This window comes from Kitasatospora sp. NPDC058243, assembly GCF_042882025.1.
GTDB lineage: Bacteria > Actinomycetota > Actinomycetes > Streptomycetales > Streptomycetaceae > Kitasatospora.
In genome coordinates this window covers 15,819-31,496 of the sequence record NZ_JBHVWW010000090.1, presented here as the reverse complement: position 1 = coordinate 31,496, position 15,678 = coordinate 15,819, and the positions used below count along the sequence as shown (strand labels likewise).

Genomic DNA, 15,678 nt, shown 5'->3' with positions numbered 1-15,678 from the left:
GCCCGGCACCCCGCCGCCCGCCGCCGGCAGCGGCGGCGAGCAGACCCCGGCGGGCGACCAGGCCTCGCCCGCCGCGACGGCCCCCGCCGCCGGTGGCCCGGCCGGCGCCACCACGGGGAAGCCGAGCGGCAAGGCGAGCCCGAAGACGGCCCCCGCCACCCCGTCCGGGGCCGCCACCGACACCCCGTCGTCCTCGCCGAGCGCCAACCCCGACTGCGCGGTGGACGCCAGCGGCCTGACCGCCGGCGCGCCCGCCACCGGGGACGTCGTCCCGCAGCAGAACTGGACGCTGGCGACCAGCCGGCTGGCGCTGCACGGCGCGGCCTTCCACGGCGTCTACGACGTGCGGACCCCGACCGGCACCAAGCGGGTGCTGAAGTTCGTGGTGGACACCGTCGACATCGACAACCTCGACATGTCGACGTTGCAGGGCAACGGCAAGACCTTCCACGTGAAGGGCGCCCCCGGCTCGACCTCGACCATGCGCAAGGGCCCGGTCACGATGTACGTGGAGCGGTTGTCCGGCCACCTCTCCAAGGTGCTCGGCCTGCCGATCCCGATCGACCTGGGCGAGATCACGCTCACCCCGGACACCCTGCCGCGCTGGCTGTACGACCTGATCGGCTCGATCCCGATCCCGCTGGACCTGGAGCTGACCGGGGTCACCGCCAAGCAGGCCGGCCAGTTCGGCGGCACGCTGACCATCCCCGGCATGCGCCTGTTCAACGACGACGCGCCGTACAGCGACAAGTAGACGCGCCGTACGGCGACGAGTAGGCGACCGGCAGTCGCGCCACGGCGGCGGCGACGTCGCGAGAACGCCCGTGGGGCGGCCCTCCACCGGAGGACCGCCCCACGGGCGTCGGTGCCACGGGGGTGTTACTCGCCCCGGGTGCCCAGGTGGTGCACCTGGACCATGTTGGTGTTGCCGGGGATGCCGGGGGGCGAGCCGGCGGTGACGATGACGGTCGCGCCCTCGGCGAGCTGGCCCATGCTGAGCAGCTCGCGGTCGACCTGGGCGACCATCGCGTCGGTGGACCCGACCTGCTCGGTGACGTGCGCCTCGACGCCCCAGCTCAGCGAGAGCTGGTTGCGGGTGGCGACGTCCGGGGTGAACGCGATCACCGGGATCGGCGAACGGTAGCGGGACAGGCGGCGGGCGGTGTCACCGGACTTGGTGAACGCGACCAGCGCCTGGCCGTTCAGGAAGTCGCCCAGCTCGCACGCGGCGCGGGCGATCGAGCCGCCCTGGGTGCGCGGCTTGCGGCCCGGGTTGAGCGGCTGGAGGCCCTGGGACAGCAGCTCCTCCTCGGCCCTCTCGGCGATCCGGCTCATGGTGCGGACGGTCTCGATCGGGTACTTGCCGACGCTCGACTCGGCGGACAGCATGACCGCGTCGGTGCCGTCCAGGATGGCGTTGGCGACGTCGGAGACCTCGGCGCGGGTGGGGCGCGAGGCGTGGATCATCGACTCCATCATCTGGGTGGCGACGATGACGGGCTTGGCGTTGCGGCGGGCCAGCGTGATCAGCTGCTTCTGGACCAGCGGCACCCGCTCCAGCGGGTACTCGACGGCCAGGTCGCCGCGGGCGACCATGATGGCGTCGAAGGCGAGGACGATCTCCTCCATGGCCTCGACGGCCTGCGGCTTCTCGATCTTGGCGATGACCGGCACGCGGATGCCGACCTCGTCCATGACCTCGTGGACGTCCTTGACGTCGTCCGCGTTGCGGACGAAGGACAGGGCGACCATGTCGACGCCCAGGCGCAGCGAGAAGCGCAGGTCGTCCTTGTCCTTCTCGGACAGGGCGGGCACGTTCACGGCCGCGCCGGGCAGGTTGATGCCCTTGTTGTTCGAGAGCACGCCGCCCTCGATCACCACGGTCTTCACCCGCGGGCCGTCGACGCTGACGACCTCCAGGGCGATGACGCCGTCGTTGATCAGGATCGGGTCGCCGGGCTTGACGTCGCCGGGCAGGCCCTTGTAGGTGGTGCCGCAGATGTGCTGGTCACCGGGGACGTCCTCGGTGGTGATGGTGAACTCGTCGCCGTTGTCGACGGTCACCGGGCCGTTGGCGAAGGTCGCCAGACGGATCTTGGGACCCTGGAGGTCGGCCAGGACGCCGATGGCCTTGCCGGTGTCCTCCGAGACCTGGCGGACCTTGCGGTACCGCTCCTCGTGGTCCGCGTGGTTGCCGTGGCTCATGTTCAGTCGGGCGACGTTCATGCCCGCCTCGACGATGGCCTTCAGCTGTTCGTAGGAGTCCGTCGCCGGACCCAGGGTGCAGACAATTTTCGCTCGGCGCATATGGATCAGTCTATCCGTTCGTGTTATAGGTGCATTCGGCACGAATCGTGAGGAATCGCCAACGAAGGATCCCGAGGGGCGAGACGGCGTCCAGTCAGTCCCCGGACGGCCGGTGGACCAGGGCGAAGGCCTGTCGGGCGATCTCCAGTTCCTCGTCGGTGGGCACCACGGCGACCGCCACCCGGGCGTACGCGGGCGAGATGATCCGGGCCTCGCCGGAGCGCACCGAGTTCAGCTCGGGGTCGACCGCGATGCCCAGTTCGTCCAGCCCGGCGGTGGCCGCCGCGCGCACCGGCGCCGCGTTCTCCCCGACGCCCGCGGTGAACGCGATCGCGTCCACCCGGCCGAGTACGGCGTAGTAGCCGCCGATGTACTTGCGCAGCCGGTGGATGTACGCGTCGAAGGCGAGCTTCGCGTCGGCGTCCCCGGCCTCGGCCCGGCGCATGATCTCGCGCATGTCGTTGTCGCCGCACAGGCCGCGCAGACCGCTGCGGCGGTTGAGCAGGTCGTCGATCTCGTCGATCGACAGCCCGCCCACCCGGTGCAGGTGGAACACCACACCGGCGTCGATGTCGCCCGAACGGGTGCCCATGACCAGGCCCTCCAGCGGGGTCAGGCCCATCGAGGTGTCCAGGCAGCGACCGCCGGCGACCGCCGAGGCGGAGGCGCCGTTGCCCAGGTGCAGCACGATCACGTTCACCTCGGCCGGGTCCTTGCCGAGCAGCCGGGCGGTGGCCCGCGAGACGTACTGGTGCGAGGTGCCGTGGAAGCCGTAGCGGCGTACCCGGTGCTCGTCGGCCACGGCCTTGTCGATCGCGTACCGGGCCGAGAACTCCGGCATCGAGGCGTGGAAGGCGGTGTCGAAGACGGCCACCTGGGGGAGGTCCGGGCGCAGCGCGCGGGCCACCTCGATGCCGGTGATGTTGGCCGGGTTGTGCAGCGGCGCGACCGGGATCAGCCGGCGGATCTCCTTGAGCACGTCGTCGGTGACCACGGTCGGCTCGGTGAACCGCTTGCCGCCGTGCACCACCCGGTGGCCGATCGCGGCCAGCTCGGGGGAGTCCAGTCCGAGGCCGTCGGCGGCCAGCTCCTCGGCGACGGCCTTCAGGGCGGCGGAGTGGTCCGGGAAGAGCTGCGGCAGCTCGCGCGGCCCGCCCGCGTGCGGGGTGTGCACCAGCCGCCCGCCGGGCTCGCCGATCCGCTCCACCAGGCCGGAGGCCAGCCGGGCACCGTCCAGCATGTCGATCAGCTGGTACTTCACCGACGAGGAGCCGGCGTTCAGCACGAGAACGCGCGTTCCATCGCTCATGCGGCCACCTCGCTGCGCTCGGCGGTCGCTTCGCGAAACGCGCACCTCTTGATGATTCGCTCGCTGCGCCCACTCATGCCTTCGGCTCCTTCTCGTCCTGGGCCTGGATGGCGGTGATCGCGACGGTGTTGACGATGTCCTGGACCAGCGCGCCGCGCGAGAGGTCGTTGACGGGCTTGCGCAGGCCCTGGAGGACGGGGCCGACCGCAACCGCGCCCGCCGAGCGCTGGACCGCCTTGTAGGTGTTGTTGCCGGTGTTGAGGTCCGGGAAGATCAGCACGGTCGCCCGGCCCGCCACCGCGGAGCCCGGCAGCTTGGTGGCCGCGACGTGGGCGTCCACCGCCGCGTCGTACTGGATCGGGCCCTCGACCAGGATGTCCGGCCGCAGCTCGCGGACCAGCTCGGTGGCCTTGCGGACCTTGTCGACGTCCGCGCCGGAGCCGGAGGTGCCGGTCGAGTACGAGAGCATCGCGACCCGCGGCTCCACCCCGAACTGGGCGGCGGTGGCGGCGGACTGGATCGCGATGTCGGCCAGCTGCTGGGCGTCCGGGTCGGGGTTGACCGCGCAGTCGCCGTACACCAGCACCTTGTCGGCCAGGCACATGAAGAAGACGCTCGACACGATGGCCGCGCCCGGCGAGGTCTTGATCACCTCGAAGGCAGGCCGGATGGTCGCGGCGGTGGAGTGCACCGCGCCGGAGACCATGCCGTCCGCGATGCCCTCCTGGACCATCAGGGTGCCGAAGTACGAGACGTCGGTGACCACGTCCAGCGCCAGCTCGACGGTCATCCCCTTGTGGGCGCGCAGCCGGGCGTACAGCTCGGCGAACTGGCGGCGCAGCGGGCTGGTGGTCGGGTCGACGATCCGGACCTGGGCGCGGTCGCCGCCCGGCTGTTCCTGCGGGAGGTCGATGCCGAGGCCCGCGGCCTTGCGGCGCACCGCGTCGGCCTCGCCGAGCAGGGTGAGGTCGCAGATGTTGCGGCGCAGCAGGATCTCGGCCGCGCGCAGCACCCGCTCCTCGGTGCCCTCCGGCAGGACGACGTGCCGCCGGCTCGCCCGGGCCCGCTCCAGCAGCTCGTGCTCGAACATCATCGGGGTGACGCGTTCGGACCGGCCGACCTCGATCAGGTTGGTCAACTCGGCCGTGTCGACGTGCAGTTCGAACAGTCCGAGGGCGATCTCGGCCTTCCGCGGACTGGCCGCGGTGAGCTTGCCCTCCAGGTGGGTGAGGGTCGCGGCGGTCGGCCAGCTGCCCTCCGGGACGACCGCGACCGGGGTGCCGGGGGCGAGCCGGGCGGCCAGCGCCATCACGTTCGGGCCGGGGTGCTGGCCGAGCGTCAGCAGCACGCCGGCGATCGGCGGGGCGCCGGCGGCGTGCGCGGCCAGCGAGCCGATCACCAGGTCGGCGCGGTCCCCGGGGGTGACGACCAGGGCGCCCTCGGTCAGGGCGTCCAGGAAGGTGGGCAGCATGGCGCCGCCGAAGACGAAGCCGCGGACGTCCCGGGCCAGGCCGGCGGCGTCCCCGAGCAGGACCTCGGCGCCGGTCGTCTCGACCAGCTGGGCGACGGTCGGCGCGGCCAGCGCCGGCTCCTCCGGGATGACGTAGGCGGGGATCGGCAGCTTCTCGGTGAGCTTGCGCTGGATCCGCTGCTTGGCACCCGGGGTGACCCGGTTGGCGATCATCGCCAGGGTCTCGCAGCCCAGGTCGGTGAACGCCCGGTGGGCGTTGCGGACCTCGGCGATGACGGCCTCCGGGTCCTCGGCGTGCCCGCCGACCACCGGCAGCACGGCGGCGCCGAACTCGTTGGCCAGCCGGGCGTTGAAGGCCAGTTCGTCCGGGATGTTGGTGTCGGCGAAGTCGGTGCCGAGCACCAGCACCGCCTGGCAGCGCCGCTCCAGCGCGCGGAAGCGGTCGACCAGGGTGGAGACCAGCTCGTCCTGCCCGCGGGCGGCCTGCAGCGCGGCGGCCTCCTCGTAGCTGAGCCCGTACAGCTCGGAACTCGGCAGGTCGATCCGGTACCGGCCGCGCAGCAGCTCCACCACGTGGTCCGAGCCCGGCTCGCCCCCGGCCTGGCGGCCGGCAGGCGCCCCCGCGTGCGCGTGCACCAGCGGCCGGAACACCCCGACCCGGTCCACCTGGCGGGTGAGCAGTTCCATGACCCCGAGTTCGACCGCCTGCCGGCCGTCCCCCCGGTCGATACCGGTCACGTACACGCTGCGCGCCACGTGGGTGTCTCCGTCCCGTCGTCTCGGAATATGGCCATATCGACCATACCTTCGCACCACGAACGGGCGTCCGCGAGCAGAGCGGCCCGGCGGGGGCAAGGGCTGAACGTCCTGGGCTCGGGGTTTGCGCCGCGGCCCGCCCTTGATGTACCTACATGATGTAGTTACATTGGAAGGCATGGAGACCATGGGACTGCGTGAGCTCAACCAGAACCCGTCCAAGGCGGTCGCGCGGGTCCGGGCCGGCGCGACGATCGTCGTCACCGACCGCGGGCGGCCCGTGCTGAGACTGGTGCCGGAGGAACCCCCGGCGACGACCCTCGAACGCATGATCGCGGCCGGCGAGGTCACCCCGCCCGCCGAGGAGGGCATGCCCGAGCTGGCCCTCGACCTGCTGCCGGACATCAGCAGCCTCTCGGACCTGCTGGTGGAAGACCGCGAACGGGAGCGGAACCGTTGATCTACCTCGACTCCTGCGCGCTGCTGAAGTGCATCAAGCCGGAGCCGGAGACGGCCGCACTGCGGGCGTGGCGGCAGGCGCTGCCCGCCGGGACCGAGCTGATCACCAGCGCGCTGGCCCGGCTGGAGATCACCCGCACCCTGCTCCGCGCGGGCCTGGCCCACCAGCAGGTCCCCTACTACGTGGACCAGGCGCTCCGGGGCAGCCACCAGGTCGACCTCAGCAGCGCGGTGCTCGCCCGGGCGCTCTCCTACCGCACTCCGCGCCTCGGCTCGCTGGACGCGTTGCACCTGGCCAGCGCGGACCCGTTCCGCACGGAGCTGACCGAGTTCATCACCTACGACCGCGAGCTGGGCAGGGCCGCGGAGGACCTCGGCTTCCCGGTGTCGGCACCGAGCTGAGGGCCTGCCCGGCCGGGCAGGCCCTCAGACGCTCAGGCCCTCAGACGCTCAGGCCCTCAGACACTCAGGTGCTCAGGCCCTCAGCGGGCCGGGCGGAGCCAGAGGGTGGCGAGCGGGGGGAGGACCAGTTCGGCGGAGCGGGGCTGGTCGTGCCAGGGGGTCGGTTCGGCCTTGACCGGGTGGGAGTTGCCGATGCCGCCGCCGCCGTAGGCCTCGGCGTCGGTGTTGAGCAGTTCCTCCCACAGCTGGTCGCGGCCGTCCAGGTCGGGCAGGCCGACCCGGTGGCCGTGCCGGACGACGGGGGAGAAGTTGCAGACCGCGACCAGCGGCGAGCCGTCGGCCGCGTACCGGACGAAGGAGAGCAGGTTGTCCTCGGCGGCGCCGCCGTCGAGCCAGCGGAAGCCGTCCGGGGTGGTGTCCCGTTCCCAGAGGGCGGGGGTGTCCAGGTAGTGCCGGTTGAGGTCGCGGACCAGCCGGCGGACGCCGTGGTGGTCCTGGTGGGCGGGCCACTGCTCGTCGAGCACCCACCACTGCGGGCCCTGCTCGTGGTCCCATTCCGCGCCCTGGGCGAACTCCTGTCCCATGAAGAGCAGTTGCTTGCCCGGGTGGGACCACATGAAGCCCAGGTAGGCGCGGTGGTTGGCGCGCTGCTGCCACCAGTCGCCGGGCATCTTGGAGACCAGCGCCTGCTTGCCGTGCACCACCTCGTCGTGCGAGATCGGCAGGACGTAGTTCTCCGAGTAGGCGTACACCATCGAGAAGGTGATCTCGTTGTGGTGGAACTTGCGGTGCACCGGCTCCTTGGACATGTAGACCAGCGAGTCGTGCATCCAGCCCATGTTCCACTTGAGCCCGAAGCCGAGGCCGCCGGCGTCGGTGGGGCGGGTGACGCCGTCCCAGGCGGTGGACTCCTCGGCGATGGTGACCACGCCGGGGCAGCGCCGGTAGACGGTGGCGTTCATCTCCTGCAGGAACGCGGCCGCGTCCGGGTTCTCCCGGCCGCCGTGCTGGTTGGGCGTCCAGGCGCCGCCCTCGCGGGAGTAGTCGAGGTAGAGCATCGAGGCGACGGCGTCCACCCGCAGGCCGTCGATGTGGAACTCCTCGCACCAGTAGACCGCGTTGGCGACGAGGAAGTTGCGCACCTCCGTGCGGCCGTAGTCGAACTCCAGGGTTCCCCAGTCGGGGTGCTCGGCGCGCAGCGGGTCGGCCGGCTCGTACAGCGGCTCGCCGTCGAAGCGGGCGAGCGCGAAGGCGTCCTTGGGGAAGTGGGCGGGCACCCAGTCGACGATCACGCCGATGCCGTGCCGGTGCAGGGTGTCGACCAGGTGGCGGAAGTCGTCGGGGCTGCCGAGCCGGGCGGTGGGGGCGTAGTAGCCGGACACCTGGTAGCCCCAGGAGCCGCCGAAGGGGTGCTCCATGACCGGCATGAACTCCACGTGGGTGAAGTTCAACTCCTTGAGGTAGCGCGGCAGTTCCTCGGCGATGGCGCGGTAGCTGGTGAGGTCGGGCCGCCAGGAGGCCAGGTGCAGCTCGTAGACGGACATCGGCGCCCGGTGGTGCGCGGCGCGGGCCCGGCGGGCCATCCACTCGCCGTCCTGCCAGCGGTGGTCGGAGGAGGTGACGACCGAGGCGGTGGCGGGCGGGCACTGGGCGGCCCGGGCGAGCGGGTCGGCCTTGTCGAGCACCCAGCCCTGCCGGGTGTGGATCTCGTACTTGTACGCGGCGCCCTCGGCGAGGCCCGGGACGAAGAGCTCCCAGATGCCGGACGAGCCGAGCGAGCGCATCGGGTGCCCGGTGCCGTCCCAGTGGTTGAAGTCGCCGATCAGCCGGACGCCGACGGCGTTCGGCGCCCAGACCGCGAAGGCGGTGCCGGCGACGCCGTCGACGGTGCGCACGTGCGAGCCGAGGGCCTGCCACAGCTGCTCGTGCCGGCCTTCGGAGATCAGGTGCAGGTCGAGTTCGCCGAGAGTGGGCGGGGTGCGGTAGCCGTCGTGCTGGGCCAGCGGCTCGCCGCCGGGGTAGGTCACCAGCAGCCGGTAGTCCACGGTGTCGGCGCCGGCCACCAGCCCGGTGAACAACCCGCCCTGCTGATGGGTGAGTTCGGCCGGGCCCTGGGTGGTCTCGACGACCACCCGCTCGGCGAACGGGCGCAGCACCCGGATCGCGGTGCCGCCGTGCACCGGGTGCGCGCCGAGCAGGGCGTGCGGGTCGTGGTGCTGCCCGCCGACCAGCCGGTCCACCTCGGACGGCGGCAGCGGCGCCTCGGGCAGGCGCAGCGAGGCCGTGGGCGGAGCCGTGACCGGTGCGGACTCCGCGACCGGCACGGGATCGCCGGCCGGCGCGGACTCCTCGGCCGGGACGGGCTCGGGCCGGGGCGAGTCCGGGCCGGCCAGGAAGGTGGCCGGGACGGGGCGGGTGGTGCGGCCGGGCGGGTCGAGCGGCGTCACGGCTGGGTCCTCCTGCGACGGGGGGTGGGCTAACTCCAGGGCGGCGGAACCGGGGGTGCGGGTGGGGCAGGGGATGCGGGCAGGGCAGGGGGGTGCGGGCGGGGCCGGGGCGGTCAGACGGTGAGGGCGAGCCGGTTGATCGCGGCGAGCGGGATCGGCAGCCAGCTCGGCCGGTGCCGGGCCTCGTACACGACCTCGTACACCGCCTTGTCGATCTCCAGGGCCCGCATCAGCTCCGGTGAGGCCGCCGGGTCGGCGCCGCCGCCGGCGGTGTAGCCGGCGCAGAAGGCGGTGCGGTTGCGCTGGGCCCAGGCGGCGGCGAGGTGGGCGAGTTCCGGGTCGACCGGGCCGCCGGCCAGCAGGTGGGCGGCCGCGTAGTCGAAGGAGCGGAGCATCGCGGCGACGTCGCGCAGCGCGGGCTGCGGTTCGCGGCGTTCGTTGACGGATTTGGCGGGTTCGCCCTCGAAGTCCAGCAGCACCCAGCCGTGCGGGGTGCGCATGGCCTGTCCGAGGTGCAGGTCGCCGTGGATGCGCTGGACGGGCAGGCCGTCGGGGTGGGCGTCGGCGAGTTGCTGGAAGGCGGTGCGCAGTGCGGCCCGGTAGCGCAGCAGGCCGGGGACGGCGGCGACGGCGCTGTCCAGCCGGTCGGCCATGGTGGTGGCGAGCCGGCTGGTCTGGGCGCGGTCGAGCCGGGCGACCGGCATCGAGCGGGCCAGGACCCGGTGGACTTCGGCGGTGGCCCGGCCGAGCCGGTGGGCCTCGATGGCGAAGTTGCCGGGGGAGGGGTCGCCCTTGAGCCGGCCGACCTGGTCGAGGGCGAGCTCCCAGCCGTCCTCGGCGTCCGGCAGGTAGCGCTGGAGCAGCCCGAGGGTGGCGGGTTCGGCGCGTTCCAGCCGGCTCTCGAACCAGGCGGCGACCCGGGGGATCCGGGTGGAGCCGGCCCGGGAGAGGGCGAGGGAGAGTTCGAGGTCGGGGTTGGTGCCGGGGTGGATGCGGCGGAACAGCTTGAGGATGTACGAGGTGCCGTAGATGACCGAGCTGTTGGACTGCTCGGCGGTGGAGGCGCGGCCGGGGAGGTTGGCGGGGAGCCCGGAGCCGGGGGTGCGGCGGAAGGACAGCGAGCCGAACCGGTCGCCGGTGGCGAGGTGTTCCAGCAGCCGCCCGGTGAGTTCGGGGTCGTGGACGGCGTCGTAGAGCGCCGCGCCGTCGTACGGGCCCTGGCTGAGCCGGCCGAGCACGGCGCTGGGCTCGATGTCCGCGTGCCCGTCCGAGCGGATGCCGAGCAGGAGTTGGTAGATGTCGCCGTGCGGGGCGCCGACCGTGGTGGCGTGCTCGACCCGCAGCAGCAGGTGCAGCAGGGCGGGGTCGCCGACCTGGAGCGGGGTTCCGACCATCGGGGTGAGGCCGGTGATGGGCCGTCCCTTTCCGGCGTACCACCGCTGGGTGGGGAGCCACTCGGCGATCAGCGGCAGCGCGGCCTGGACGAGTTCGCTGACCCCCAGGGCGGCTCTCCGGGCCCCGGTGCTCCGCGCGCCCGCCGGTGCGGCGGGGTCGGCGGGGGCATCCTGCTGCACATGGGCTTGAGAACGGGAGGTTTCGGACATGACTCCCTTTCCCCGGAAGCGGGCGGACTGCCCGACGGGTCTGGCCGGGTCCGTCAGTCTTCCGGATTTCGGCGGCGCGGCGGCGGCGGCACGCGAGCGGGGCTCAGGTGTCACGCCTTCGTGTGGGTGGCCGTTGGGCTGTTCTCCGTACGCGGCGGTGCAGAGAACTCCGGGGGCGCAGGGGTTCAACTCGCGCCCCCGGAGGGTCTGGTGGTGCTGTGTGGCAGGGTGTGGCGGATCGTTACTTCGAGCGCCTGGTCCCGCTCAGCCGCGGTGGCTGCCGGAGCTGGAACCAGTAGAAGCCGTGGCCGGCCAGCGTGAGCAGGTAGGGCCACTCGCCGATGGAGGGGAAGCGCACCCCGCCGATCAGCTCGACCGGGTACCGTCCGCCGTACTGCCGCAGGTCCAGCTCGGTCGGCTGCGCGAACCGCGAGAAGTTGTTCACGCACATGACCAGGTCCCCCTCGTGTTCGCGCACGAAGGCCAGCACGGCGGGGTTGCTGGAGGGCAGTTCGGTGTACGTGCCGAGGCCGAACGCCGGATTGAGCTTGCGGATCTCGATCATGCGACGCGTCCAGTGCAGCAGCGAGCTCGAACTGCTCTGCTGCGCCTCGACGTTGGTCACCTGGTAGCCGTACACCGGGTCCATGATGGGCGGCAGACTGAGCCTGCCCGGGTCGGCGGAGGAGAAACCCGCGTTGCGGTCCGGGGTCCACTGCATCGGCGTGCGCACGCCGTCCCGGTCGCCCAGCCAGATGTTGTCGCCCATGCCGATCTCGTCCCCGTAGTAGAGGACCGGCGAGCCGGGCAGCGAGAACAGCAGGGCGGTGAACAGCTCGATCTGGTTGCGGTCGTTCTCCAGCAGCGGGGCGAGCCGGCGGCGGATGCCCACGTTGGCGCGCATCCGGGGGTCCTTGGCGTACTCCGCGTACATGTAGTCGCGCTCCTCGTCGGTGACCATCTCCAGGGTCAGCTCGTCGTGGTTGCGCAGGAAGATGCCCCACTGGCAGCCGCCGGGGATCTGCGGGGTCTTGCTGAGGATCTCCGACACCGGGTAACGGGACTCCCGCCGCACGGCCATGAAGATCCGGGGCATCACCGGGAAGTGGAAGGCCATGTGGCACTCGTCGCCGCCCGCGGTGAAGTCGCCGAAGTAGTCGACGACGTCCTCGGGCCACTGGTTGGCCTCGGCCAGCAGCACGGTGTCGGGGTAGTCGGCGTCGATCTCCTTGCGGACCCGCTGGAGGAACTCGTGGGTCTCCGGCAGGTTCTCGCAGTTGGTGCCCTCGCGGGCGAACAGGTACGGCACCGCGTCCAGCCGGAAGCCGTCGATGCCGAGGTCGAGCCAGAACCGCAGTCCGGCGATCATCTCCTGCTGGACGCGGGGGTTGTCGTAGTTGAGGTCCGGCTGGTGGGAGAAGAACCGGTGCCAGAAGTACTGCTTGCGGACCGGGTCGTAGGTCCAGTTGGAGGTCTCGGTGTCGACGAAGATGATCCGGGCGTCCGGGTACTGCTTGTCGTCGTCGGCCCACATGTAGAAGTCGCCGTACGGGCCGTCCGGGTCCGTCCGGGAGGCCTGGAACCACGGGTGCTGGTCGCTGGTGTGGTTCATGACGAAGTCGATGATCACGCGCATGCCGCGGGCGTGCGCGGCGTCGACGAACTCCATGAAGTCGGCGAGGTCGCCGAACTCCGGCAGCACCGACTTGTAGTCGGCCACGTCGTACCCGCCGTCGCGCAGCGGCGAGGCGAAGAACGGCGGGAGCCAGAGGCAGTCGACCCCGAGCCACTGCAGGTAGTCGAGTTTGGTGGTGAGCCCCTTCAGGTCCCCGACCCCGTCGCCGTTGCTGTCCTGGAAGGACCGCACCAGCACCTCGTAGAAGACCGCACGCTTGAACCACTCCGGGTCCAGGTTCTTCTTCGAGGTCTCCGGGAAGGTGTCGGGGACGGGCTCGTTCACAGTCACGCTGGGTTCCTCCGAACCGTGAGGAGGTGAGCCGGCTCGGCTGAGGGATCGAGCCGGACGTAGTTGTGCCGGCCCCAGGTGTAGACGGCGCCGGTGAGCTCGTCGTGCACCGCGTACGGGCCGTCGCCGTCGAGGGTGACGGTGGCCTCCTGGACGTGGTGCGGGTCGAGGTTGACCACGGTGACGACCTGGTCGGTGAGGCCCTCGGGGGTGGTCGCGGTCTTGGAGTAGGCGAGCACCTGGTCGTTGTCCGTGGGGTGGAAGCGCAGGTTGCGCAGCTGCTGGAGGGCCGGGTGGCGCCGGCGCAGCCGGTTCAGCACGGTGAGCAGCGGGGCGAGGGAGTCGGTGCGGGTCCAGTCGCGGGGGCGCAGCTCGTACTTCTCCGAGTGCAGGTACTCCTCGGAGCCGGGGTGGGCCGGCTCGTCCTCGTACAGCTCGAAGCCGGCGTAGACGCCGTAGCTGGGGGCGAGGGTGGCGGCGAGCACGGCGCGGATCGCGAACGCGGCGCGGCCGCCGTGCTGGAGGTAGTCGTGCAGGATGTCCGGGGTGTTGGCGAAGAAGTTGGGCCGCATGTAGGCGGCGGCGTCACCGGTGAGTTCGGTGAGGTACTCGGTGAGTTCCGGCTTGGTGGTGCGCCAGGTGAAGTACGTGTACGACTGGTGGAAACCGATCTTCCCCAGGGTGTGCATCATCGCGGGCCGGGTGAAGGCCTCCGCCAGGAAGACGACGTCCGGGTCGGTGCGGGCGATGTCGGCGAGCACCTTCTCCCAGAACGCCACCGGTTTGGTGTGCGGGTTGTCGACCCGGAAGATCCGAACGCCGTGGGACATCCAGAACCGGAGGATCCGGATGGTTTCCTTGACGATTCCTTCCATGTCCTGGTCGAAGTTGATCGGATAGATGTCCTGGTACTTCTTCGGCGGGTTCTCGGCGTACGCGATGGTGCCGTCCCCGCGGTGGCTGAACCATTCCGGGTGCTTGTTCACCCACGGGTGGTCGGGGGAGCACTGGAGGGCGAAGTCCAGCGCCACCTCCAGGTGCAGGGCCTCGGCCTCGGCGACGAAGTGGTCGAAGTCCTCGATCGTGCCGAGGTCGGGGTGGACGGCGTCGTGGCCGCCCTCGGGGGAGCCGATCGCCCAGGGCGAGCCGACGTCGTGCGGACCGGCCGTCAGGGCGTTGTCCGGCCCCTTGCGGAAGGCTCGTCCGATCGGGTGCACCGGCGGCAGGTAGACCACGTCGAAGCCCATCGCGGCGACGGCCGGCAGCCGCTCGGCGGCGGTGCGCAGGGTGCCCGAACGCGGCGGCTCGACGCCGCCCGGATCCACCACCGCGCCCTCCGAGCGGGGGAAGAACTCGTACCAGGAGCCGTACAGCGCGCGCTCGCGGTCCACCTGGAGCGGCAGCGGGCGGGAGGCGCTGAGCAGTTCGCGCAGCGGGTACCGGGCCAGCAGGTCCAGCACCTCGGGGGCGAGTGCGGCGGCCAGCCGGGACAGCGGCGGCAGGCCGGGGTCGCGCAGCGCGTCGGCGGCGGCCAGCACGTGCGCGCGGCCCTCCTTCTTCGGCACGCCGACCGCGGCCTGCTCCAGCAGCCGGGCGCCGTCCTCCAGGACCAGCGCGGTGTCGATCCCGGCCGGCAGCTTCACGGCGGCGGTCCGGCGCCAGGTGGCGACCGGGTCGCTCCACGCCTCGACCAGGTACGACCAGCGGCCGGACGCGGTCGGGGTGACGTGCGCGCCCCAGCGGTCGGTGCCCTCGGCCAGCTCGCGCATCGGCGTCCACGGGCCGCCGCGGCCGCGCGGGTCGCGCAGCACCACGTTGGCGTTGACGGCGTCGTGGCCCTCGCGGAACACGGTCGCGGTGACCAGGAAGGTCTCGCCGACGACGGCCTTGGCCGGGCGGCGGCCGGAGTCGACGAGGGGGCTGACGTCCAGGACGGGGATGCGGCCGATCACGGTGTCGCTCTCTGTCGTCTTGCGGGCGGCGGGCTTGCGGGCGGAGGCCTTGCGCGGCGCGGCGCCGGAGGTGCCCTCGGCGGTGGTCCCGGCGGTCCCGGCGGCGTCGGCGGTGGCCTTCGCGGTGGCGGCGGCGCGGCGCGTGGTGGTGGTGCGCCTGAGCGGTGCCGCGGTCCGGCCCTCCTCGGCCCCGGGTTGTCGGGCCGCTTCGGCCGGCTCGGTGCGGACCGCCCCGGCGGCCCGCGGCGCCGGCATCGCCGGATCCGTCCGAGTGTCAGAATCCATCCGTCCGGCGGATTCCGCGACCGCTGCGTCGTGGCTGTCGGCCACCGGTGTGGACTGGTCCCGCGTGTCGCCGTGCATGTCAAACTCCTGCCCGAGATCGGCGGCAGCTCCCGCGGGCCGGGGATGGGCCAGGGGAGTACCGGGAGGACTGCTGGGTGGGGAGGACGTGCGACCGGAAGCCTGCCCGCGCCGCCGTCCCCGGCAACCTGCCCGGCGCCCGCCGAGCCCTCGACGGGAGGCCCTGGAGCCGCGCGCGTCCCGGCGCGCGCCTCCAGGGGCACGCCCCTGGGCGACCCGGTCGACCCGTGAACGAGCAGGCCGAGTACGAGGACACGCGTCGGTGCGAGGTGAGCGCCGAATGGGCTAAGAAGAAGGGGAACGATCAACGCGAAAAGGATTCGGACGTGCTGCTTCAAGGCGGACGCCACCCGCCGCCGCACTCCCCGCAGCATCAACGACCTTGAGTCATCCTCGCACCGGGGACAAGACTTTTGCAGCGGTACGACAGTAGTTTCGGGCTTTGTCCTGAGCGGATGAGCCATCGGAAATGGACCTGTTCCGCAGTGTTCATGCATTGGTAGCGCAGGACCCCGGAAATGTGCGCCGCGCGCGCCCCCCGTGCAGACCAATGCGCCGAATGCGATCTCATCAATAGGCCGAACGGATGCCCAATAGCCCACTTGACGCACTGTCATGACGGACATCGCGGCTACGCTTCAC

At 71.9% G+C, this 15,678-nt stretch carries 9 protein-coding genes and 1 pseudogene; 3 read left to right on the top strand and 7 right to left on the bottom strand.

What is annotated here, in order from left to right; genetic code table 11:
• Nucleotides 1-754: pseudogene (locus ACFVX9_RS36415) on the top strand (hypothetical protein); the annotation flags it as partial.
• A gap of 125 nt (nucleotides 755-879) precedes the next feature.
• On the opposite strand, the gene pyk reads toward ACFVX9_RS36415, so the two are convergent.
• The 3 genes from pyk to pta form a co-directional block, all read right to left on the bottom strand.
• Nucleotides 880-2,307, bottom strand: a complete 1,428-nt coding sequence (gene pyk / locus ACFVX9_RS36410; protein WP_063347766.1) for a pyruvate kinase — start codon at nucleotides 2,305-2,307, stop codon at nucleotides 880-882.
• 94 nt (nucleotides 2,308-2,401) lie between these two features.
• Nucleotides 2,402-3,616: an acetate kinase gene (locus ACFVX9_RS36405; RefSeq protein WP_380380820.1), complete on the bottom strand. Its 1,215-nt coding sequence runs from the start codon at nucleotides 3,614-3,616 to the stop codon at nucleotides 2,402-2,404.
• A 73-nt stretch (nucleotides 3,617-3,689) separates the two neighbouring features.
• Nucleotides 3,690-5,843, bottom strand: coding sequence for a phosphate acetyltransferase (pta, locus tag ACFVX9_RS36400; RefSeq protein WP_387986150.1), 2,154 nt, complete (start codon nucleotides 5,841-5,843; stop codon nucleotides 3,690-3,692).
• A gap of 178 nt (nucleotides 5,844-6,021) precedes the next feature.
• Between pta and ACFVX9_RS36395 the strand changes: the two genes are divergently transcribed.
• On the top strand, nucleotides 6,022-6,303 hold the full coding sequence (locus ACFVX9_RS36395) for a type II toxin-antitoxin system Phd/YefM family antitoxin (protein WP_380380824.1): 282 nt from the start codon (nucleotides 6,022-6,024) through the stop codon (nucleotides 6,301-6,303).
• Nucleotides 6,300-6,704 carry a type II toxin-antitoxin system VapC family toxin gene (locus tag ACFVX9_RS36390; protein WP_380484386.1) on the top strand — a complete coding sequence of 135 codons (405 nt, stop codon included), beginning with the start codon at nucleotides 6,300-6,302 and terminating at the stop codon, nucleotides 6,702-6,704. The genes ACFVX9_RS36395 and ACFVX9_RS36390 overlap by 4 nt, the downstream gene beginning before the upstream one ends.
• A gap of 80 nt (nucleotides 6,705-6,784) precedes the next feature.
• On the opposite strand, the gene glgB is transcribed toward ACFVX9_RS36390, so the two are convergent.
• The 4 genes from glgB to ACFVX9_RS36370 all read right to left on the bottom strand — a co-directional run bounded on the left by glgB (nucleotide 6,785) and on the right by ACFVX9_RS36370 (nucleotide 14,673).
• Nucleotides 6,785-9,151 carry a 1,4-alpha-glucan branching enzyme gene (gene glgB / locus ACFVX9_RS36385; protein WP_380379095.1) on the bottom strand — a complete coding sequence of 789 codons (2,367 nt, stop codon included), beginning with the start codon at nucleotides 9,149-9,151 and terminating at the stop codon, nucleotides 6,785-6,787.
• A 113-nt stretch (nucleotides 9,152-9,264) separates the two neighbouring features.
• Nucleotides 9,265-10,755, bottom strand: coding sequence for a phosphotransferase (locus ACFVX9_RS36380; protein WP_380336691.1), 1,491 nt, complete (start codon nucleotides 10,753-10,755; stop codon nucleotides 9,265-9,267).
• A 241-nt stretch (nucleotides 10,756-10,996) separates the two neighbouring features.
• Nucleotides 10,997-12,721 (bottom strand): maltose alpha-D-glucosyltransferase, encoded by a 1,725-nt coding sequence (gene treS / locus ACFVX9_RS36375; protein ID WP_063347760.1) that lies wholly within the window; start codon nucleotides 12,719-12,721, stop codon nucleotides 10,997-10,999.
• The gene (locus ACFVX9_RS36370; protein ID WP_063351131.1) at nucleotides 12,718-14,673 is read right to left on the bottom strand and encodes an alpha-1,4-glucan--maltose-1-phosphate maltosyltransferase; all 1,956 of its coding nucleotides are present in this window, start codon (nucleotides 14,671-14,673) and stop codon (nucleotides 12,718-12,720) included. The genes treS and ACFVX9_RS36370 overlap by 4 nt, the downstream gene beginning before the upstream one ends.
• Between the last annotated feature and the right edge of the window lie 1,005 nt (nucleotides 14,674-15,678).

Coding starts and splice junctions, on each gene's coding strand:
- pyk (WP_063347766.1), bottom strand. CDS start 2,307: ATGCGCCGAGCGAAAATTGTCTGCACCCTGGGTCCGGCGACGGACTCC.
- ACFVX9_RS36405 (WP_380380820.1), bottom strand. CDS start 3,616: ATGAGCGATGGAACGCGCGTTCTCGTGCTGAACGCCGGCTCCTCGTCG.
- ACFVX9_RS36395 (WP_380380824.1), top strand. CDS start 6,022: ATGGAGACCATGGGACTGCGTGAGCTCAACCAGAACCCGTCCAAGGCG.
- ACFVX9_RS36380 (WP_380336691.1), bottom strand. CDS start 10,755: ATGTCCGAAACCTCCCGTTCTCAAGCCCATGTGCAGCAGGATGCCCCC.